Consider the following 23105-nt stretch of genomic DNA (forward strand, 5'->3'; position numbering starts at 1 on the left):
CCGCTTTCTTTGGAAGCGGTTTTTTTATTGAAGAACATCAACTTTTTAAGTGTAGCTTACTCTCAATAAAATCTAATAAATATTCTGCTGAATTTCCTGAAGTATCATATTGTATATGAAGGTAAAATACAATGAAAAATAATGCAATTACTATCGACAATGGAATATTAAACTTTCCCTCAATACAAAATCTTTTTCCGTTGTTATCTGGTAAAGCAGAAATAATTAAGATAATGAGTAAGAACGAATAAATATGGTTCCAGCGAAACCAATCTGCTCCTAAATAATAAAGCGGACTTACCCATATTAAAGAAATTAGAATAAATATTTTAAAAGCATTTTTGTGCTGAGGTAAATTTTTTTTCACAAAAAAGAATGATAGGAAAGTCATAAAAAACAATTCTAATGCAAATAAAATATACGATTTATAGGCAAGGAGCATATTTCTTCTTTCTTCTACAGCATCATATGTGAAAATATTCCATTTGCTCAGTTCAATTCCACGGTTATTCAATATTTCAATGCTCTGTCCCTGATTGATTTCACCACCGCAAAACAACAAAACAATAATTACGAATGTTGATGCTAAAAAAAGACTTCCTAAATATTTTGCATCTGTTTTTTTTTGTTTTTAAGATGTATACCGCCATTACAAATGGTAAGTAAAAATAAAAAAGCTCATGAAGGAATAAGCCTAAAATAAAACCACCAAAAAGAAAATATTTTTTAAATTGAGTAGATTTTCCATACATGAAGAATAAGACCAATGCTAATAAAACGATCTCCTTTCTTCCGGAATTAAAAGCATTGACGGGTAAATATAAAAGACAAAGTGGTGAACAAATTAATAGTAAAATATCCCAATTGATCTTTTTTGCTAAAATTATTCGGATCAAAAAATAGAAAATAAGCCCAATGAAAATTGCCTGAATGCAAAAAACCTGCATTTGTAGCGAAATATGAAATTGGTCTTGAATAAAAAACAGAAAAGCTTCCGGATAGGCCTCTTCTTTTAAATCCTCCATCTTCATAATTGATCAGCCAGTCAGAAGCGGTCCAGCTAATTTGTGGAAGCTTAGATTTTATATACAGCTGTATTAGAACATAAGCCAAAACGCTTAGAAGAAAACCTAAATAGGCATAAAGTTTTATCTCTTTTGAAGCTTTTATCATTCAGATAGAATTCAAGCTACAAAAAAAAGAAATATATTAGATAAAATCATCTCATTATAAAGAAATTGTTATAGAAATCTGTAAATTCAATATTTATAAAATTCCAAAATAATAAGAATTCGACTTATGAAAATCACCAAGCTTGTCATTCTCTTCAATTACCAGAAAATACTTTTAGGAATTATCGTTTCTATTGTTCTTTTTGGATTATCCTTTTGGATTAATTCAGCTCCAATTATTTTAATATTAAGAGTTTTAAGCGGACTTATCATTTTAAATATTTTTGCATCGCTTCTCGCTTCTTACATTTTGTATGACAATTCAGACCTATACGAATTAAACAATTTAAAAGGAATTATAGATTGGAATAAAACTGAAAATGTTATTTTAGTTCACGCCAGTTTTGATCCTTTATCAAAAAGTTTGGAAGAAAAATATCCTAATTTAAATTTAACAGTTTGTGATATTTTCGGAAATCGTCACGAAATGGAAAAAGGAATTGAAACTTCAAAAAAAATATTTCCTCCCAATCCTAAAGAAATAAAAATAAAACCTCATCAATTGCCTTTTGAAGATCGTTCTCAAAATGTAATTCTTGCCATAACTGCACTTCACGAAATTTTAGATCACGACCAAAGAGTTTTATTCTTTAAAGAAGCTAAAAGAGTTTTAAAAGATGATGGTTTGATCGTTATTTCAGAACAATTCAGAGATTTTACCAACTTCGTTTTCTTCAATATCGGAGCCTTCCATTTTTTAAGCAAAAAGCAATGGAAAAAAGCAATTTCGGAAGCAGGTTTAGAGATTGCTGAGAATAAAAAAATTACACCCTTTGCAAATATGTTGATTGTGAAAAAGTAAATAATTAAATGGAAGAATTTAAAAATTTTTTAAAATCAAGAAGAATCGCTTTAATAATTTCTGCACTATATGTAGGATTAGGTACCTTAGCGGTTTGTTCAATTTATGGAAGTGATTTATTGTATGGAGAATGGTCATTTATTCTATTACTAATTACATTCCCAGTTTCATTTTTTAGTTTTATGTACAGATATGCTGAATCAGATTTTTTACTACCTGTTTTTATAATTCAGTTTATTGTTTTTTTATGCACATTTTTTATTCTCTCATTATTCATAAAAAAGAAAAATCATGAAAGTTAGTTTTATTTGCTTGATTCTTTTATTAATAAGTTGTAAAGATAAAAGAAAAGAAGTTTTGCTAGCAGACAGAGAAGCTCCTTTAGGTTGGATATATTTGAAAATATATGATGATAAAAGTTTTGAATTTATTTCTCAAGGAATGATGAGAGATAAAGATGTTTACATGGGAAATTATGAATTAAAGAATGATACTCTTTATTTTAAATATAGCGATTCTATTCCAAAAGCAGGCTCAAAAGCTATCATTCAGAACGGTTATGTGATTTATATGAATGGAACTTATTCAGAAAGTGTTCAGATTAAACTTAATAAGCTACAGGAATATTAAACAACCACCTTTTTCTTTTCCTTTTTTTCTAAAAGAGTCTTGCAATCATTAGCTTTCTCAGGATCATAAACATGATATTTTGTTTCCCATTCTTCCAATTGATATAAAATAGGTAAAAGTGCTAAACCCTTTTCTGTCAACGAATATTCTACTCTTGGCGGAAGTTCTTTAAACTCTTCACGAATGACCAATCCATCAGTTTGCATTTCTCTTAATTGATCTGTCAAAACTTTTCTGGAAATCACATTAATTCGCACGGCAAGTTCGCCAAAACGTAATTTTCGGTCTTTGATAACCAATACAATAATTGGTTTCCATTTGCTTCCCAATGCAGACATTGCTTTGCCTAAAGGACAGCTGTATTGCATCAATTCGTTTTGTTTCATAGCAGAATATAATTAATTAAATCATTAAAACTTAAGATTTTTAAAATAACTTAAATGTTCTTATTTACATATACCCATTAAACTTAAAGTAACTTAAGTGTTTAATCGTTTGTGATTTTTATGGTTCAAAAAATTAAACGTTACTTTCAAGTTACTAACGTAAGTTACTGCGAAGTTACCACTATTTTTTCATTGAAAGATACAAAAACAAACTATTATTAGTTACTTTGTGTAACAATTACAAACAAATACTTTAAAAATGAGTACAGAATCATTATTTAAACCATTTCAATACAAAAATTTAGAACTAAAAAATAGAATAGTAATGGCTCCGATGACGAGAGCGCAATCTGATAACGGAGTTCCTACTCAGCAAATTGTAGATTATTATGCAAGAAGAGCGGCTTCGGAAGTAGGACTTATTCTTTCTGAAGGAACAGTAATCAACAGACCTGGATCAAAAAATATTCAGAATATCCCGGATTTTTATGGAACTGAAGCATTAAACGGCTGGAAAAACGTCATCGATGCAGTTCATCAAAATGGAGGGAAAATGGGACCTCAGATTTGGCACGTTGGTGATACCAGAAGTTCAGAAGATTACCCTTTAGTTGATATGGAAAAAGCTTCTACAATGACTTTGGAAGATATTCAGGATACCATTGCTCAGTTTGCGGCTTCGGCAAAATCGGCAAAAGATTTAGGATTTGATGTTTTAGAAATTCACGGTGCTCATGGTTATTTAATCGATCAGTTTTTCTGGGAAGTAACCAATACCAGAACCGATGAATATGGCGGAAAAACGATAAAAGAAAGAAGCAAATTCGCTGTAGATGTTGTAAAAGCAATGCGAGCTGCAGTAGGTGAAGATTTCACAATTATTATCCGTCTTTCTCAGTGGAAACAGCAGGATTATAAAAGCAGATTAGCAGTAAATCCTAATGAAATGGAAGATTGGTTGTTGCCATTAAAAGAAGCCGGAGTAGATATTTTTCACTGTTCACAAAGACGTTTTTGGGAGCCTGAATTTGAAAATTCTGATCTGAATTTTGCAGGTTGGGCAAAAAAAATAACGGGTCAACCGACAATTACCGTAGGTTCTGTAGGATTAAACGGTGATTTTATGGCAGCTTTTGCAGGAGAAGGTTCTGAAAAAGCAGACCTTAAAGAATTGGTAAGAAGACTTGACCGTGAAGATTTTGATCTGGTTGCAGTAGGACGTGCTTTGTTGAGCGATTATCAATGGGCAAAGAAAATAAAAGATGGCAGAGTAGAAGAACTTACAGATTTTGCTGGTTCTAGTTTAGGAGTGCTATATTAAAAACTACAGTGAATTGCAGGTTTGCTTCGTGGTCAATTTATTATTTAAACTTTATTTCCACTATTCACCTGAGAAGTAAAATAAGCAGTTCACTTTTATTTTATACATAATTTTACCTATAATTTTTTTAATTTTTAGAGGAACCGTTTTCATTTTTTTTGAAAGCGGTTTTTTTATTTGGTGGATTTAAGTAATAAATGCAACTTGTCTTTGATTATTGAATTTCTTTTAAACGCTACGAACGCAAAGGTATTTTTCTCGTATCCTGTACATTTTTGTTCGCAAGGGCACTTCGTTCAGCGAAGGCTTCCTTTTCTTTGCTGAGTGAAACGCCTTTGCGAACGAAGAATATTTTCAATTATTTCAAAATCTTTGCTGACCTTGCGTTTATAACAACTAAAAAACCGCCTGAAAAAATTCAGACGGTCTATTAACAAGTTTAAATATCTAAAATTGTCACCTAGTAGACAATAATGATTTCTTACAAACCAATGTTTTTGCTTGGCTTCAATTGTTTTCTGATGTTTTTAGGAATTGCATTTTTGTGAACCAAAATAGCAGTTGATTTATACTCAACGTATGGTCTGGTTACGTATAAATATCCTTCAAAATCATTCGTTACACCCCAAGAATTTTTCACCATATAATATTCTTTACCCGACTGGTCTTTGGCCAAACCTACGATGTGCATTCCGTGATCATCGGTTGTAGAAAGATTGTTTAAAGCTTTCTGACGCATATCTTCAGTAATGGTTTTATCTTTTTTAGGTTCAGTAAATAAAGTTCCTTTATTGTCTTTGTTAATTTGATCAAGATCTACATCTGGAACATAAGCAACACCATTTTTATAAGAAAAATAATGTTCAGTCACATCAGTTGCCCAACCTACAGAATATCCTTTGTTAACAGCATTGTCGATAATCGCAGTCAGTTCATTCATTGGAATATTCCAGTCAGAATCATGGCTCCAGTTATCAGGAATCGGAACTACAAATTTTTGGTAATAAGGATAATCTTTGTATGAAGATAGCTCAACATAATCTTCAGGATTAATTCCTACCACTTCTTTAGCAAAAGTTTTCGGCGTATAATTTTTTCCTTCATAGGTAAAGTTTGCAGGCACTTTTCCTAAATATTCATCCAAAATAGCATCTACAGAAGCCATCCAGTTATCTGAAAGTTTTCCTTTTGAAGAAGCCTCAACTAAGCTGTCTAAAACCGGCTTTAGTTTGCCTTGCATTTCTTTAAAATTATTTAAAGACTGTCCGGCTTTCAAACCTGTGTAAGCTTCCTGTGGAACTGCTCCGTATTTTTTGTACATATTCACAACATCGTGAAGCTCACCTCCATCTCCCCAACTGATTGCTCCGCTGTTTAACACGTATAATTTTGCTTTATCGTGATAAGAATTTCTTGCGGTAAAGATTTCAGCCAAATCAACTGGCTTTTTGCCCATCCTCTGCATTTCAGACTCCAGAAAAGAGTTTCCTGAATAGCTCCAACATGTTCCTGATGAACCTTGGTTTTTTACCGAAGTTGCACCCACATCTTTTAACGTGGTAAATTGGAAATTGGCATTTTGAGACTGATTGTTTTTCAACTTGTTGATCAGGTCATCCTGAGCAAACATCATACTTCCTGCGCATAAAACAAAAAGTAATGACGCAAATCTTTTGTTTTTCATAAGTAACGATCTATTTATTTTTAAAGGTGATTTTAAAATTGTTTTCGATTAAAATTTCTCTTCTTAATCAAATACAATTTTATCAGCTTTAAAATTATATTCTAATAGTCTGCAATGTTAAGGATATGTTACAAGATTGTATGTTAAAAAAGGGTTAAAATTGAGTGGGAGGATTTTAGGGAATTAGAGTTGGAGCGTTTTAGAATTTTAGAGGGATTTTATTAGTTTTAACTTAAGATTTATAAATATTAATAATATACAAGTTTCAGTCTATCAACTAAAAACTATCCACAACTTTCCTTATTTTTAAAAAAAGTTTAACAATGTTTCCAACCTGCCCGAAGTTTCCTGCATCTATAAGAGTATAAAGCCTGACTATGGAAAAAGAATTACTGATAGAATGCCAACGGAACGACCGCAATGCACAGCGGAAAGTTTACGAAAAAATGGCGGGTAAACTGTATGCGGTTTGCAAACGCTATCTAAAAAACGATGAAGACATAGAAGAAGTATTAGCCGATACTTTTTATAAAATCTTCACAAAGTTGAACCAACTGCAAAACCATGATATTTTTGAAGCTTGGGCAAAAAAAATAGCGGTGAATGAATGTTTGCAAAAACTCAGAAGTATGAAAGCGCTTCATATTTCATTAGACGATCAGTTTGTAGAATCTCCGGATACTTTAGCTGATACAGTTTCTTTTGAAAAAGATATTTTGAAACTTCTGAATTTTCTTCCTGAAGGTTGCAGAGCAATTTTCAACCTATTTGCCATTGAAGGATATCCGCATAAAGAGATTGCAACAATGCTTTCGATCAGCGAAGGAACCTCAAAATCTCAGCTGAATTTCGCACGGAAAAAACTTCAAGAACTTTTGGTAAATCACAACATTTAAACTTTTACAAAATGGAAAATAATCACGATATAGATAAAAAATTCAATGAGGCTTCTCAATCTTTAGAAGAACCTGCTACTTTTCCGGGTTTTGATAAAGTTTGGGCTAAAGTTGAAGAAAAATTAGATAAAAAAGAAGATAAGAAAAGAATCGTTCCAATCTGGTTTCCTTATGGAATTGCTGCAAGTTTGATCATTGGTTTAGGGGCATTTTACTTTATCAATAAAAATGATGTCTCTGAAATTAATAAACCTGTAATTGCTCAAAAGACGGTTTCTCCTAAAGTAAATTCAAATGTTCAGGCGATTGACAGTACGGTAAAATCTAATATTGAAAAGGAAATTTATTCTCAAAAAGAAATTTATAAGCCTGAAGTTTTGGCTTATGATATTAAAATTCTAGAACCTTTAAGAAATCCTATTCAAGAAATTAAAAAACAGCTGGATTTTTCTTCAGATTCATATTATATCGAAAAAAACAGTAATAATGTATCATCAAATACAAGAGCAAATGAAATTTACGAAGATACAGACGGTGATGGAGTTTTAGATAAAGATGATGTGATTGAAAGGGTGGAATTGAGAAATAAAAATACTGTACCTAATATTTCTATTCCCGAAGGGATTTTATCAAATACAAATTCAACACTACAAGGAAGGGTTGCTGGAGTTCAAATTGCTGAAAGTAGAGAAAAAACTATAGAAGAGGTCGTTGTTTTAGGATATTCGAAAACTTTAACAAAAAAGAATTCAACCGTTGCTTCAGGAATTATCATATCCGATAAAATAAAAAGCTATAATAATTCAAAAGTAGTTTCAGTGGATTATGTTGCTGGCAATGATAAAGGCTATTTTGATAATCAACCATACAATAATAGTGTTGTAAATTCTTTGAGAGGACAAGTTCCAGGTCTTCAAATAATTACAGGTCAAGGAGTTCCAAGTTCTTCAAAACCACTTATAATTAGAGGGATAAGCAGTTTAAATACAAATAGTCAACCTTTATATGTTATCAACGGAAAAATTTCAGACAGTAAAGCTTTTAGCAATTTAAATCCCAATACTATTGAAAGTGTGTCTATTTTAAAAGATGCTTCCGCAACAGCAATCTATGGAAGCAGAGGTTCAAACGGAGTTATCATTATAAAAACTAAAAAACTTTCGAAAAAAGAAAGAAAAGCTTTTGAGAAATTACAGAAAGTTCAGGATAGTATTAGTATATCAAAACAAATTCAGAAACAAAATAATGAAGAATACGATGCTTTTGTAGAAAATCCTTTTGAACTGACAAAAAATCAATCGGTCTCAACGTTTTCAATTGATGTAGATAAAGCAGCGTATTCAAATATTCGAAGAATGATTAATAATGGAGAATATGTGAATAAAAATGCAGTTAGAATCGAGGAAATGATTAATTATTTTAAATATAATTATCCGCAACCGAAAAATAATCAGCCGTTTTCAATTAATACAGAATACAATGATTCCCCTTGGAATAAACAACATAAATTACTGAAAATAGGATTACAGGGAAAGGAAATTCCAACAGATAAACTTCCCAATTCAAATTTTGTTTTTCTGATTGATGTTTCAGGCTCAATGAATGAACCGAATAAATTACCATTGTTGAAATCTTCTTTCAAGGTGCTTTTAGACCAGTTAAGACCAACCGACAAAGTAGGAATTGTGGTGTATGCAGGAAGTGCAGGAATGGTTTTACCACCAACTTCAGCCAAAGAAAAAAATAAAATTATTGAAGCTTTAGATAAACTTCAGGCGGGTGGAAGTACAGCGGGTGGACAAGGAATTGAATTAGCTTACAAATTGGCTCAGGAAAATTTCATCAAAAATGGAAACAACCGTGTCATCATTGCAACAGACGGAGATTTTAATGTGGGAGCTTCTTCAACAGGTGATCTTCAGACGTTAGTGGAAGAAAAAAGAAAATCGGGAGTTTTTCTTACGTGCTTAGGTTTCGGAATGGGAAATTTCAAAGACAATAGAATGGAAACTTTAGCCAATAAAGGTAACGGAAATTATGCTTACATCGATAATCTTCAGGAAGCTAATAAATTTTTAGGAAAAGAGTTTGCCGGAACTCTATATGCTATTGCTAAAGATGTAAAAATTCAGATTGAATTTAATCCTAAATACGTGAAATCTTACCGTTTGATTGGTTACGAAAACCGAAAACTAAAGAACGAAGATTTTACCAATGATAAAATTGATGCGGGAGAATTGGGAAGCGGACATACCATAACGGCTTTATACGAAGTCATTCCTACCGATGTGAATTCTGAATTTTTGCCAAAAGAAAATGATCTAAAATATACTAAGAACACAAATGATGAAAATTTTAATGATGAATTGGCAACGGTAAAATTCAGATATAAAAAACCTGATGGTGATCAAAGTTCTGAAATTGTTCAGGTGGTGAAAAATACCAATCAATCTTTTTCATCCTCAAGCGATGACTTCAAATTTGCTTCATCTGTGGCGTGGTTTGGTTTAGTTTTAAGAAATTCTAATTTAATTAAAAATAAAGATTTAAAAGATATTGAAAGCCTTGCTAAAAAAGGAAGAGGAAAAGATGAAGATGGCTACAGAGCGGAGTTTGTGAGATTGGTGGAAACGTACGAATCGACACAAAAATAACATTTCAAAAAAAGAAATTTCTTCGGAGATTTCTTTTTTTTCTCTATTTTTAGAAATATTATCAAAGATGAAAAAAGTTTATCTGTTATTGCCTGTTTTTGCGGTGCAGTTTGCCTTTGCGCAGGATTCTCAGCGGTATTATTCGGGAACATTTTTTAATGAAAAGAAAAAACCTCAGAATTTTCTCAAAATTTTCAACAAAAACAGCGGTGTTTACGAATTGACCGATGAAAAGGGCTTTGCGATTATTGCTGCAAAAGAATATGATACTTTAGTTTGGAACAGTGGAAAAAATATTCAGGTAGTTCATGGTGTGTATGAATTAAAAAATATTCTGGAAAGACAAGTAAAAAGAGAAAATGTTAAAGATATTAATTCTAAAGATTACGAAAATCTGCTTGAAAAACCTGAAAACGATGAATTTAGTATACAAAATTCTTACGATTCTATAAGGAAAAATTCAGATCGTCATTTTTCAGCGGTAAGAAAACTAAAATTAAAGCAGGATTCTTTATATAAAATTAAGAGTCAACCTAAAAAATATCTTGTGTTCAACGGAAGTTTCAGTACTTCTGTAGATATCAAAAACAGAAATAGAATTCCTAAAACCCACAATCGGTATGTTCAGGGAAGATCTGAAAATGGTTCGCTTATTTGGAAAGGACCGGATACAAATGAAATGTTCAGCTTCGGACCAGATATGTCAACTTTAGGATTCACTGGACAACCTTATGAATATGATGTCAATGGACAGTTAGTTGATTTGTCAGAAGCAGTTTCTCCGGCAAAAGCTTACAATAATAATATCTTTAAAACAACAGTTGGTTATAGTAATCAGCTGAATGTGAATGCGATTATTAAAAGTGGAGATTATCAGGAAGATGCAAGACTTTCTTTTAATTTGGGTCAAAGAAAAGACCAGATGTATTTTATAGATCAGTATGATGTAACTAATTCTTTTAAAACTAAATTCAGTACAAAAATTTTAGATTTTAATATCAATGCAGGATTTAATTATGAAGAAAATAAGGCAACAAATACCAATAGAATTGGGCTTTTCAATAGAGCGTATCAAAATTCTCTTCTGACTCCGATTTCATTTTCTAACCAGCAGAATGCATATCTAAGCAATGGTTTGCAGAGAAGTTACAGTTTGTATGCAGACAATCCTGATTTTCTTTTTGATCAAACCAATAAATATAATTACTACGAAAATATCCGCCAGGTGAATTTTGACGTGAGCAAAAATTGGAGAAATTTTAAACTGAATATTAGTCAGGCTTACGACAATCAGAATATCATGCATCGTGATGTTTATAAGGCTTCTACGATAGGTTTCATCAATGGATTGTACAACAGGAGAGATCAAAAGAATGAGTTTTATAATTCAAATATTTTATTGTCTTATAATTTGAGAAATTCAGATTTGAAGCACGGATTTAGCTTAAATCATATTCTAAATGACAGAAAAGTAAATGTTAATCATAGTTTAGACCGAAACTATATTTATCAGAGAACTTCACAGGATTATATCTTTAATTATAATTTAGATTACGAGGATTATAATGATATAGAATTTGGGGCAAATCTTGGGAATTCTTTCTATATCTCAAACACTTCGCTCAAAAACAGTTATTGGATTCCGAAGGCAAATGGATATTTTACTTTTAAAAATATATTCAATTGGTATAATAGTGATTTTCAACTATTGGGAGCATACACTCAGCTATCTGCAGAGCCGGAAATTGCAAAATCTTATTCTTCTTATGCCACGACACAGTTTTCTGCACAAAATTCTTATCAATATTTTCCTTTAAAAGAAGTAGAAACCTTTAATAATCTTTCGAATATCAATATCAAAGAATGGAAAGCCGGTTTTAAATATATTGTCAATCGAAAAATAAATCTTACTGCAGAATATTTTAAGCGAAAAATTTCTGATGATATATTTCCCGTTTTTGAAGGAAATAATCTTGTGCTTAAAAATTTGGCGGATCATACCTATACTGGTTACGAAGTAAATTTTAATTACGACAATATCATCGCTAATCAAAATTTTAAAGTAAGCAGTAAGGCTTCTTTTTTTAAATATCAGGACGTTGTAGATCGGGTAAATTCGGGGTATAATAATCTGATGATTTCAGGGTTTAATGATATTCATAAAGTTTTATCAGAAGGTCAGGTTTTGGGCGCAGTAACGGGAAGTTATTATGAAAGAAATGCAGACGGAAAAGTAATAATCGATGATTATGTTTATCCCATAAAAGCTTCTGGAATGAAAATAATTGCTGATCCTACACCCGATTTTGTGGTAAAATTTACTCATAACTTCAATTACAAAATGTTTGCTTTAGACATCAACTGGGAATGGAAAAAAGGCGGACAAACCTGGAATGGAACACAAGCTGTTCTTGATTATTACGGTCGTTCCCAAACTTCTGCTGATGAAAGAAATATTAAAAACTACGTTTTTGAAGGCGTCAATTATAATGGAAATGTTAATCAAATACCAGTAGATTTTTACAATACGAACCAATCGGTAAGTGACAATCGTTGGACGAGATATGGTTTTCTTGGCGTTGCTGAAAATTATGTTGAAAAAGCAGATTACATTAGAATCAATGATATTTCTCTTTCAGCATATTTTGATGTTGGAGATTTTAGAAGAGCTTTAGGAATCAGTTTTTATGTCAATAATATTTTCCTTTGGCAGGCAAATAACGGTGTAGATTCTAATCAGAATTTCTATGATTTTGATAACAGCCGAGGTTTAGATTTTTTAAATCTACCATCTTTTAAAACTTTCGGATGTACAGTTTCTTTCAAGTTTTAATACGAAATCAGAGATTCAAAAGACGATTCAACACAATAAATGAACTTATGAAATTCAATTTTTTATTCTATATAATTCCTTTTTTTATTTTGTTTTCAAATCCATTTTGTAAAGCACAGAATTCATTCAACGATTTCAAAAAAGAGAAAACTTACATACAGACCAACCATGTTTTTTATAAACCTGGAGAGATTATGTTTTTTAAAATTTATGTTATTCAGGCAGAAAATAATCTTCCAGCCGACCAAAGCAGAATCGTAAATTTTGAACTTGTTGATCCAAGCGGAGCTGTGGTTAAAAAAGACAAATTTGAAATTAAAAAAGGCCACGCAGAAGGATCTTTTTATTTTGGTGAAGAGATGAGGGGTGGGATCTACAAGATCAGAGCTTTTACAGCCTGGATGCAAAATGAAAACGGGAAAAATGTGTTTGAAAAAGAAATTACTCTTCAGAAAATTGTTTCTCCAAGAATTTTAATGAAACTCGATTTCCCTAAAAAAGGTTACGGAGCAGGAGATGAGGTTTTGGCCGATTTTTCAATGAGAAGTTTAAGCAATCTTCCGATTCCTTTTTATGAAGCTTATTTTACGGTGATGCATCAGGGAGAAAAAATAAATGAAGGTTCATTGATTACTGATAAAGAAGGAAAATATTTATTAAAATTTAAACTTCCTGAAGTCTTGACATCTTCGGATGCTCTTTTAAATATTAAAGTCAATTTTGACGGCTTTACAGAATCTATTTCTAGAAATATCCCAATTGTTCTTAATAATCTGGATGTAAAGTTTATGCCTGAAGGTGGAGCTTTCATCAACGGAATCGAACAAAATATTGCTTTTAAAGTTTTAGATGAATTTGAAAAACCTGTTGATGCAGTGTTAGAAATTTATAATCAGAATCATCAGAAATTGACGGAAACTTCAGCCTATAATTTCGGAATGGGAAGCTTTCTTTTTACACCTAAAAAAGGTGAAACATATTATGCAAAAGTTCTTAAACCAGAAAATATCAGTAAAATATACCCACTTCCGATCACAAAAGATGACGGAATTGTTTTTAATGCTAAAAAAGAGAATCAAAACATCAGATTAATAATCAATTCTACTTTTGATAGAAATGTTTTGATTAAAGGAAATTTCCGAGGAAAAGAGATTTTTTCGAAAGCAATGAACTTGAAAAAAGGTTTAAATGAGCTTGAAATTTTAGAAAAAGAACTTCCCATCGGAATTTGCAGATTTACAGTGATTGAAAATAATATTCCTTTAGCGGAAAGAATTATGTTTTCAAATGAAAATAAACAGATGAAGGTGAAAATAACACCGACAAAGAAAAATTATTTACCAAGAGAAAAGGTAATCGTTAATGTAGTAACAACTGACGAAAACAATCAAGCCATTCCCGCAAATCTTGCCATGAGCGTAGTTGACGATAAATTATGGACGTATGCCGATGACAAGCAAAATCACATTCTTTCTTGGCTGTTAATGGATTCTGAATTAAGGGGAAAAATTGAAAGACCTCAATTCTATTTCGACAAAAAAGAAGAAAAAGCGACAAAAAGCTTAGACTTAGTGATGTTGACCAATGGTTACCGCTATTTTGAGATGATTTCCGATGTTGTAAAAAGTGGAAACTACAAATACCTTCCGGAAAAGAAAAACCCAATCTACGGAATCGTTGAAGATGAAAATAAAAAACCTGTAAAAGCAGAGATTTATTTAATTGAAGGAAATTCCAAGATTAAAAAACAGATGACTTCAGAAAATGGCTTATTCTATTTTTCTGATTTAGCTGGAGAGTATCAACATGATGTCATTGCAAAATCTTTAGATTCAAAACAGAAAGTAAAAATCAGAATGCTTTCTTATAAACTTAATATAAATCCTTTGGTAAAGCAATCGTTAGAAAACATTAATGTTGAGGAAATTATAAAAGAAGCAGAAATAAAAGAAAAAAAGAATTCAATTTCGCAAGGAATTGAAGGGAGAGTAAAAACTTTACCTTCAGTGAGATCTACATCAGATACTATTAGTAAAGAACAATCTATAGAAGAAGTTGTTGTTGTAGGCTACAATAAATTGTTAGCGAAATCTTTATCAACAAATTCTATTACGACCGTAGAATCAAAAATGTTTGAAAACAGACCGAATGCATCTTTTTTACAATCTCTACAAGGTCAGGCACCAGGATTGTCTATAAATTCAACTTCCGGTTCACCGGGATCTGGTAAGGTAGATGTGATGATTAGAGGGGTAGGATCTATTACTTCCCATTCAGAACCTTTATATGTTATTGATGGAATGATTTCTAATTCAACGCAATTCAGAAATTTAAATTCAAATGACATCAACAGTGTTTCAATTCTAAAAGATGCTGCTGCAACATCTATATATGGGAATAGAGGTGCAAATGGCGTTATCATTATTAATTCAAAAAATGGAAAAAATTCAAACATAAAATTTGATATTACTCCTACAACTTATTTTGCTGTAAAAAGTATTCCAAGAGATAGTTTAGTTAATTATAATAATGAATATAACTACAATAGTTACCGTAAATTTTCGTACCCGGTTTATGAATCAACCAATACGTCTTACAGGCATGATTATCGAGAAACATTATATTGGAACCCTGTTGTAGAAACCGATAAAAAGGGTAAAGCTCAAATTGAATTTTATCAGTCTGATGCCAATTCTGCATTTAGAATAATGACGGAAGGTATTTCTGCATCGGGCTTAATTGGCAGAGATGAAACGACCTATGCTGCTCAAAGCTTAATTTCAATCGATGCAAAAATTCCGCAATATTTGACACGGACTGATCAAATGACGATTCCTGTGGTCATTAAAAATAATTCCTCGGAAACGAAAACATTAACAATGAATGTCATTGTTCCGAATCACATTAAGCTGATGAAAGCAGATAGTTTAATAACATTGAAACCTTTAGAATCCGGAAGATTATTTGTGAAAATGCAGACGGATAAATTGATTAGTTCTAATATTCAATTTACTGTAAAGTCTGGAGATTTCAGAGAAACGATGATTTTACCTTTAAAAGTTGAAGAAAAAGGTTTTCCTTATCATTTTTCAATTATAAATAATAAATCTGAAAATACTAAAATTAATATTCCTGATTATATCAATACAACCTTGGAGGCATCATATTATGTTTACGAAAGCTCTGCCTCGCAAATGTTTGAAGATATGGAAAGGCTAAAAAGAGAACCTTATGGATGTTTTGAACAGCTATCTTCGACGGTTTATCCGAATATTTTTATTTTGGATTATTTAAAATCAACAAAGAAAATTAATGCATATACAGAGTCAGAGAGTATCAGAAATATGAAAAAGGGGTATCAGAAAATGCTGTCCTACAAAAACAGTGATGGCGGATTCTCTTATTTTGGTGGCAACGAATCTGATGTCGCGCTTTCAGCTTTTGCCTTGATGGAATTTAGGGATTTAAAAAAATATGTGGCTGTTGATACAAAATTAATCCAAAGTCTGAGCGCGTTTATTCTATCGAAAAAAGGTGCTAATGGTCTTTTTGAAGTTCGCAGAAATTATGAATCGAAAGCTGAATATTCGGAGTATTCGTGGTCAAGAAATATGTATGTTTTGTATGCCTTGTCAAAAATAGGATTTAAAAGTGAATTGCAAAATACCTTTGAAATTAGCTTAAAAAGAGCTTTGGCTACTAAAGATTCTTATCAGTTAGCTTTATTGACAAATGTAGCTTCAAATCTTGGAAAAAAGGAAGATTACAATCAGTTACTTTCTATTTTAAACGAACAGTACAAAAATAAAGATGTAAAAACTAAAACCACATTTACAGGTTCACAAGGAATTTCAGCCAATGCAGAAACCTTATCACTTTATATGATGGCTTTGCAGAAAAATGAAAATGCAAACCAACTAAAAATTGCTGAAGTTGCAGATGAATTGATTAATTATAACGGATATTACGGATTTGGTTCCACGCAGGCCACAACAGTCGCTTTAGAAGCATTATCAGATTTCTTTGCTAAAAATGAAAAGTTATTTGGAATTGATAAACCGGAAATTAAAATCAATAATGCTAAAGTATCGCCGAATATTATTTTTTCTTCAGCTTTCAAAAAAGGTGAAAACGATTTGAGTGTTGAATATTTATGTGATAAAGGTTTGCCTTACAAATTAGATTACCAATACTACACTTTGGAAGCTCCAAAAAGTAAAAATATTCCTGTGACTTTAGAAACAAAACTGAAATCTGAAACATCAAAAGTAGGAGAAACCAACAGAATGACGGTGACGGTGAAAAATAAAATCAACGGACAACTACCGATGACCACTGCAAAAATCGGAATTCCTGCAGGATTGACTTTACAAAATGCTCTGTTGATAGATTTAATTGATAAGAAACAGATTTCTTACTATGAAATTTTCGATAACTATTTGGTGTTGTATTGGGAGCACTTTGATGCTAATGAAACAAAAATAATTAATCTAGATTTAAAAGTAGAATTTGCAGGTGAATATACCGGAAAAGCAAGTAATGTTTATCTTTACTATATGCCAGAGTCTAAGTCTTGGAATGAAGGAATTAAGGCTAGAATTGAACCTTAATAAAATTTAGATTATAAATTTTTGTATTAAAATAACTTAATTGTAAAATAAAAAAATCACATAATATGAAAAAAGTTAGTATAATAATCGTAACAATAGCAATATTGGCAAGTTGTCAAAAGAAAAAGGAGGAAGAAGTTTATGCGTCCTCGCTTGATGCTATTTTAGAAGAGCCAATGGCTAAGTATGAAAATATACATGAACCAATTGAAGAAATTAAAAATGAAACACAAACAAATGTAGATAATGAAGAATATGCTTCTCTAATAGAAAATCCTTTTGAGCTTACAAAAAATCAGCCCGTTTCTACATTCTCTATTGATGTGGACAATGCTTCTTATTCCAACATCAGAAGAATGATTAATGAAGGACAAACTGTAGATAAAAACGCAGTGAGAATTGAAGAAATGGTGAATTATTTTAAATATGACTATCCGCAGCCTCAGAATAATCACCCGTTTTCAATTAATACAGAATACAGTGATTCACCATGGAATCCTAAACATAAATTATTAAAAATAGGACTTCAGGGTAAAAGTATTTCGATGAATAATTTGCCTCCTTCTAATATTGTTTTCCTGATTGATACTTCAGGCTCAATGGATGAAGATAACAAATTACCTTTGTTGAAAGAATCTTTGAAAGTTCTCCTCAATCAACTTAAAGCTCAGGATAAAGTCGGAATTGTAGTATACGCAGGAAGTGCAGGCGTAATTTTACCTTCAACTTCTGCTTCTGAAAAAAATAAAATTCTTGAAGCTTTTGATCAACTTACTGCGGGTGGAAGTACAGCGGGTGGAGAGGGTATTGAATTAGCCTATAAACTGGCAAAAGAAAATTTCATTAAAGGAGGAAACAACAGAGTGGTTTTGGCAACAGACGGTGATTTTAATGTCGGAACATCTTCCGTGGCAAATCTTGAAACTTTAATTGAAGAAAAAAGGAAAACAGGAATTTTCCTGACATGTTTAGGGTACGGAATGGGCAATTATAAGGATGATAAAATGGAAACCTTAGCAGACAAAGGAAATGGAAATTATGCCTACATCGATAATCTACAGGAAGCTAATAAGTTTTTAGGAAAAGAATTTGCTGGAAACATTTATACGATTGCAAAAGATGTGAAAGTTCAGATTGAGTTTAATCCAAAATATGTACAATCTTACCGCCTAATTGGTTACGAAAACAGAAAACTCAGAAATGAAGATTTTACCGATGATAGAGTAGATGCAGGAGAATTAGGAAGTGGTCACACGGTAACTGCTTTGTATGAAATCATTCCTACAGATACTCGTTCAGAGTTTTTACCAAAAGAAACTCAACTGAAATATTCGTCGAATAATGCCTCAAAAGGTTTTGGAGATGAGTTGGCTACCGTGAAATTTAGGTATAAAAAACCGGATGGAGATAAAAGTATAGAATTTATTAAGGAAATAAAAAATTCAAATTCAGGAATAGAATCGGCAAGTCCAGATTTTAAATTTGCTACGTCTGTAGCATGGTTCGGGTTGGTATTAAGAGATTCAAAACTGATTAAAAATAAAAATTTATCTGCAGTTGAAAATTTGGCAAAAGAAGGTAAAAATAGAGATTCAGACGGTTATCGTTCCGAATTTATTAAACTTCTTCAGAGTTATAAAGCGACGCAAAAATAAGTTTAAAACAGACATTTTTATGATGTCTGTTTTTATTTAAATAAAACTTTCAAAAATTATTGAAAATTCAAAAACTATTATTATATTTGTAATAGAAATTAGAAATAACAAAGAAATGCAACTTTCAGAAGCTAAAGAAAAATACATTCAAACTTGGGGAACCTTTGCAACCAATTGGGGAATCAATCGTACAATGGCACAGGTGCATGCTTTACTTTTGGCAACTGGAAAACCGCTTTCAACGGATGAAGTAATGGAGCAGCTCGAAATTTCAAGAGGAAATGCCAATATGAATCTTCGTGCATTGATGGATTGGGGCATCGTAAAGAAAGAGTTTATTAAAGGTGATCGTAAAGAGTATTTTATCGCCGAAAAAGATGTCTGGTTTTTATTTAAACAAATTACAAAAGAGCGTAGGAAAAGAGAAATAGAGCCTGTTGTAGCTTTTTTAGATGAACTAAAGAACATCGATGACAACGATTCTGATGAAGCCAAAGAATTTATCAAATTGATGGATGATTTTAGCAATGTAACAAGTAAAATAAATAATATAATGGATCTCGCGATAAAAAGCGACGATCATTGGTTGGTTGGAAAGATTACCAATTTATTAAAATAGAAAGGACTTTAAAATCCTTTTTTTATTTCAAATTAACTTTCAAAAATTATTGAAAATATTATAATTATGAAAAATATAATCATTCATCTAGTTCTGATTTTTTATTTCGGAGGAAAAACGAAAAGACTCAACTTTTAAAATGTATTGCTATGAAAACTTTTATTAAATATGATTATTATACCCAAATGTTTGTTGCTTTGAGCTTTATCATACTTTTGATTACAGATATTGCGGTTTTTGAAAAAGGTTATAGTTGGTTAGGATATTTTGTGGTGGCAACTTTCCACACGGTAAGTTTTCTGATTAAAATGTTTTCAAAAGATTATTCTAAAAGCACAGAATTTAAAATTTATTCATTTATAAGTCTTACAATTCTTATCTCACTGCTGCTTATAATGATCTTTGACGATATAGATTGGGTGACAAATTTTATAGGATTTATTTTAATGTTTGGAATTCCTCTTACTCCAATTTTAGCAATCTGTTACTTAATTATTGTTTATAAAGACTATCATGGATTAGTGCAAAATTCTTAATGATTTAAAATTATAAAAATGAAAACTCTGCAAAATCACACCCTGATCTACGACAACGAATGTCCGATGTGTAACATCTATTCGAAAGGTTTTATAAAATCTGGAATGTTGGATGAAAGTGGAAGAGAAGCCTTTACCGAACTGAGTTTTAAGAATAAAAACCTCATCGATTTCAACCGGGCAAAAAATGAAATTGCTTTAGTTGATCACAACAAAAATAAAGTAATTTACGGTTTAGATAGTTTGCTTCTGATTATCGGAAATTCGTTTCCCACGTTAGAGAAAATGGCGAGAATACAACCTTTGTATTGGTTTTTCAAAAAGCTGTATTCTTTCGTTTCTTACAACAGAAAACAGATTATTCCATCAAAAAATGATGATGAAAACAGTTCTTGCGTTCCAGATTTTAATTTGAAATATAGATTGACTTATATAGGTTTTGTTGTTCTTTTTTCGGGATTGGTTTTAAGTATTTTTAGCTCTAAATTAGGTTTAAATTTAAATCAGAATTTCGCCAGGGAATTAATGATTTGCTTAGGTCAGATTGCTTGGCAAACTTTATTTTTAAGAATGTATTTAAAAGAGAAAATTTGGGATTATCTCGGAAATATGATGACGGTTTCTCTAATCGGAACCTTGCTTTTAGTTCCTGTTTTATTCACCAATTTAAGTCCTGTTTTTAATCTGATTTATTTTGGAGTTGTTGTTTTCATCATGTTTTTGGAGCATTTGAGAAGATGTAGAATTTTAAAATTAAATCTTCTTCCTACAATATCTTGGATTATTTTCAGATTGACGGCTTTAGCAATAATTATTTGGTTAAATTTCTAAAAAACACAAAATGAATCATCTTGAACTCACCAAAAAAGTAGAATGGAAAGACCTTAAAAAGCTTTCCGTTAAAGAAATGTTGATAGAAAATAATATCTCTTTGCCATGGCTTTTTATTTCTCTGTTTTTGGCTTACAAAGGATATTACTGGGCGGCGCTTCCGTTCTCTGGATTCTATTTTTTGACTGCCTTAAGACAAGTTCACAACGGTTTTCACAACTCTTTAGGAACTGGCAAATTTCTCACTTGGCTTTCGATGTATCTCAACAGTATTTCGATGATGGCATCTATTCATGCTGTGAAATTTAATCACATCAGACATCATAAATTCTGTCTTTCAGAAGAAGATTATGAAGGGAAATCGGCTTCAATGAAATGGTATGAAGCTATTTTATACGGACCGAAACACTTGTTTCTTATTCATTGGATGACTTTTAAATTAGCCAATAAAAATTACAAAAAGAATATGTTTTTAGAACTCATTTCAATTGCTGTTTTTGTTTTTATTGCTTTTTATTTTCAGTTTGATTTTTTAATATATCACATTTTAATCATGTTTTTTGGTGAATTTTTAATGGCGTTTTTTGCAGTTTGGACCGTTCATCACGACACTCATGAAAACCCAAACATCGCAAGAACCCAACGTGGATTTTGGAAAAATAAATTAACGTTCAGTATGTTTTATCATATGGAACACCATCTTTTTCCCGCAGTTCCTACCATAAAATTACCAGAATTGGCAGAAAGAATCGATAAAGTTTTACCGGAATTAAATAAGAAGCAAACATTTTAAAAGTTCTAAAAATAGAGTCCCAAAGTGACGGCTTACCAAAGGATATGATGAAATCCTATAAACTATCAACCACCAAAATATGTCTAAAATAATTCTAAACACAACCATTCAAGCTGATATTCGCAAAGTTTTCGATTTGGCTAGAGACATTGATTTGCACCAAAAATCAACTTCAAAAACCAATGAAAAAGCAATCGCAGGAAGGATTTCAGGTTTAATTGAATTGAACGAAACCGTTACTTGGAGAGCAAAACATCTCGGATTTTATCAAACCCATCAATCAAAAATTATAGAGATGGAAAAGCCCTATCGGTTTACTGATGTCATGTTAAAAGGAAGATTTAAATCATTTAGACATCAACATCTATTTAAAAAAGAAGGTCAAAACACAATCATGACAGATATTTTGGAGTTTGAATCACCCTTTGGAATTATCGGTCAATTGTTCAATTATTTTTTTCTGAAAAATTACATGAAAAAATTTTTATTAGAAAGAAACAAGATGATTAAAAGCATAACAGAAAATAATAAAATAAACAATTAGTATTAGAACTGTCATGCTGAGCTTGTCGAAGCATATTAAATGCAGAGACTATTAACAAACAACAACCAAAAATCATGAAATTTCTAAAAGCAGAATGGCGAAAATTAGCCATCATCAATTACGAAATTAATCCCGAAATATTATTAAAGTATCTTCCAAAAGGGACTGAACTAGATTTTTATAAAGGAAAATGCTATGTCAGTTTGGTTGGATTCATGTTTTTGAATACCAAATTATTGGGACTTTCAATTCCTTTTTATCGAAATTTCGAAGAAGTGAACTTAAGATTTTATGTTAAGAAAAAAGAAGGAAGTCAATGGAAAAGAGGAGTTGTTTTCATCAAAGAAATTGTTCCTAAATATGCATTGAGTATGGTTGCCAATTCGGTGTATAAAGAGAATTATAAGACTTTGAAAATGAAAAACAAGATGGAATATACAGACAATGATTTGATTGTGACCTATTCTTGGAAAGATAAAGATTGGTATTCTATGCAGATTACAGCCGAAAGTAAATCACAAACGATGGAAGATGATTCTGAATTTGAGTTTATCACAGAACATTATTGGGGTTTTACGAAAAAGGGTAATACAACTTCAGAGTATGAAGTCTGCCATCCGAAATGGGAGTGGTATATGGTGAAAAATCATCAGCTTGAAATTGATTTTAAACAAGTTTACGGAAAAGATTTTGAATGTTTAAATCATGAGAAACCAATCTCTGTAATGCTTGCAGAAGGCTCTGAAATCGAAGTGAGAACGAAGAAATATTTGGTACAAAAGTAAAAATCACAAGTATAAAGAAAAAAGTTTTTGAATCAAACCTGTTATTTGTAAAGAAATTTTAGCGATTAGTATTCGCAATGTCATGCTGAGCGAAGTCGAAGCATCTCACACAAAACCAACCATCAACAAGCAACCAACAACTAAAATAAAATCCAATGAAAATAATCATCGCTGCCGGAACCGGTTTCCTGGGAAAAAATCTCGAAAAATATTTTATCGAAAAAGGAAATCAAGTGTATATCTTAACGAGAAATCCGAAACGTAAAAACGAAATCGGATAGGATGCAAAAACCT

At 31.4% G+C, this 23105-nt stretch carries 19 protein-coding genes; 15 read left to right on the forward strand and 4 right to left on the reverse strand.

Going from position 1 to position 23105, the window contains the following annotated elements; genetic code table 11:
• Nucleotides 1-37: 37 nt before the first annotated feature.
• Both B5X64_RS11485 and B5X64_RS11490 read right to left on the reverse strand, forming a co-directional pair.
• Nucleotides 38-514: a hypothetical protein gene (locus B5X64_RS11485; protein WP_123920729.1), complete on the reverse strand. Its 477-nt coding sequence runs from the start codon at nt 512-514 to the stop codon at nt 38-40.
• A gap of 284 nt (nt 515-798) precedes the next feature.
• Nucleotides 799-1173: a hypothetical protein gene (locus B5X64_RS11490; RefSeq protein WP_079465383.1), complete on the reverse strand. Its 375-nt coding sequence runs from the start codon at nt 1171-1173 to the stop codon at nt 799-801.
• A gap of 126 nt (nt 1174-1299) precedes the next feature.
• Between B5X64_RS11490 and B5X64_RS11495 the strand changes: the two genes are divergently transcribed.
• Nucleotides 1300-2034: a class I SAM-dependent methyltransferase gene (locus B5X64_RS11495; RefSeq protein WP_079465384.1), complete on the forward strand. Its 735-nt coding sequence runs from the start codon at nt 1300-1302 to the stop codon at nt 2032-2034.
• Nucleotides 2035-2325: 291 nt separating this feature from the next.
• Nucleotides 2326-2664, forward strand: coding sequence for a hypothetical protein (locus B5X64_RS11505; protein ID WP_079465386.1), 339 nt, complete (start codon nt 2326-2328; stop codon nt 2662-2664).
• On the opposite strand, the gene B5X64_RS11510 is transcribed toward B5X64_RS11505, so the two are convergent.
• Entirely contained in the window at nt 2661-3050 is a 390-nt protein-coding gene (locus B5X64_RS11510) for a winged helix-turn-helix transcriptional regulator (RefSeq protein ID WP_079465387.1), read from the reverse strand. The two genes, B5X64_RS11505 and B5X64_RS11510, sit on opposite strands and share 4 nt — an antisense overlap.
• 259 nt (nt 3051-3309) lie before the next feature.
• Between B5X64_RS11510 and B5X64_RS11515 the strand changes: the two genes are divergently transcribed.
• Nucleotides 3310-4371, forward strand: a complete 1062-nt coding sequence (locus B5X64_RS11515) for an NADH:flavin oxidoreductase (RefSeq protein ID WP_079465388.1) — start codon at nt 3310-3312, stop codon at nt 4369-4371.
• Between the two features lie 481 nt (nt 4372-4852).
• Here B5X64_RS11515 and B5X64_RS11520 read toward each other — a convergent pair whose 3' ends face one another.
• A complete protein-coding gene (locus B5X64_RS11520; RefSeq protein WP_079465389.1) occupies nt 4853-6055 on the reverse strand; it encodes a C1 family peptidase in 1203 nt (400 codons plus the stop codon).
• Nucleotides 6056-6432: 377 nt separating this feature from the next.
• On the opposite strand from B5X64_RS11520, the gene B5X64_RS11525 reads away from it, so the two are divergent.
• From B5X64_RS11525 to B5X64_RS23255, 12 genes are all read left to right on the forward strand, one after another.
• A complete protein-coding gene (locus B5X64_RS11525) occupies nt 6433-6951 on the forward strand; it encodes an RNA polymerase sigma factor (protein WP_079465390.1) in 519 nt (172 codons plus the stop codon).
• Nucleotides 6952-6962: 11 nt separating this feature from the next.
• Nucleotides 6963-9605, forward strand: a complete 2643-nt coding sequence (locus B5X64_RS11530; protein WP_079465391.1) for a vWA domain-containing protein — start codon at nt 6963-6965, stop codon at nt 9603-9605.
• A gap of 67 nt (nt 9606-9672) precedes the next feature.
• A complete protein-coding gene (locus B5X64_RS11535; RefSeq protein WP_079465392.1) occupies nt 9673-12438 on the forward strand; it encodes a TonB-dependent receptor in 2766 nt (921 codons plus the stop codon).
• Between the two features lie 194 nt (nt 12439-12632).
• On the forward strand, nt 12633-17048 hold the full coding sequence (locus B5X64_RS11540; RefSeq protein ID WP_228418889.1) for a TonB-dependent receptor plug domain-containing protein: 4416 nt from the start codon (nt 12633-12635) through the stop codon (nt 17046-17048).
• A gap of 65 nt (nt 17049-17113) precedes the next feature.
• Entirely contained in the window at nt 17114-18703 is a 1590-nt protein-coding gene (locus tag B5X64_RS11545) for a vWA domain-containing protein (protein ID WP_079465394.1), read from the forward strand.
• Between the two features lie 115 nt (nt 18704-18818).
• On the forward strand, nt 18819-19322 hold the full coding sequence (locus tag B5X64_RS11550; RefSeq protein ID WP_079465395.1) for a GbsR/MarR family transcriptional regulator: 504 nt from the start codon (nt 18819-18821) through the stop codon (nt 19320-19322).
• A gap of 149 nt (nt 19323-19471) precedes the next feature.
• Nucleotides 19472-19858, forward strand: coding sequence for a hypothetical protein (locus B5X64_RS11555; RefSeq protein ID WP_079465396.1), 387 nt, complete (start codon nt 19472-19474; stop codon nt 19856-19858).
• A gap of 18 nt (nt 19859-19876) precedes the next feature.
• Nucleotides 19877-20689 (forward strand): DCC1-like thiol-disulfide oxidoreductase family protein, encoded by an 813-nt coding sequence (locus B5X64_RS11560; protein WP_079465397.1) that lies wholly within the window; start codon nt 19877-19879, stop codon nt 20687-20689.
• 10 nt (nt 20690-20699) lie between these two features.
• The gene (locus B5X64_RS11565; RefSeq protein ID WP_079465398.1) at nt 20700-21482 is read left to right on the forward strand and encodes a fatty acid desaturase family protein; all 783 of its coding nucleotides are present in this window, start codon (nt 20700-20702) and stop codon (nt 21480-21482) included.
• A gap of 79 nt (nt 21483-21561) precedes the next feature.
• On the forward strand, nt 21562-22026 hold the full coding sequence (locus B5X64_RS11570; RefSeq protein WP_079465399.1) for an SRPBCC family protein: 465 nt from the start codon (nt 21562-21564) through the stop codon (nt 22024-22026).
• 74 nt (nt 22027-22100) lie between these two features.
• Entirely contained in the window at nt 22101-22811 is a 711-nt protein-coding gene (locus B5X64_RS11575) for a YqjF family protein (protein WP_079465400.1), read from the forward strand.
• A gap of 155 nt (nt 22812-22966) precedes the next feature.
• Complete coding sequence (locus B5X64_RS23255; protein ID WP_338030691.1) at nt 22967-23092, forward strand: hypothetical protein; 126 nt, start codon at nt 22967-22969, stop codon at nt 23090-23092.
• The last annotated feature ends 13 nt before the right edge of the window (nt 23093-23105 follow it).

This window comes from Chryseobacterium balustinum (assembly GCF_900168205.1).
In the GTDB taxonomy this organism is placed as follows: Bacteria; Bacteroidota; Bacteroidia; order Flavobacteriales; family Weeksellaceae; genus Chryseobacterium; species Chryseobacterium balustinum.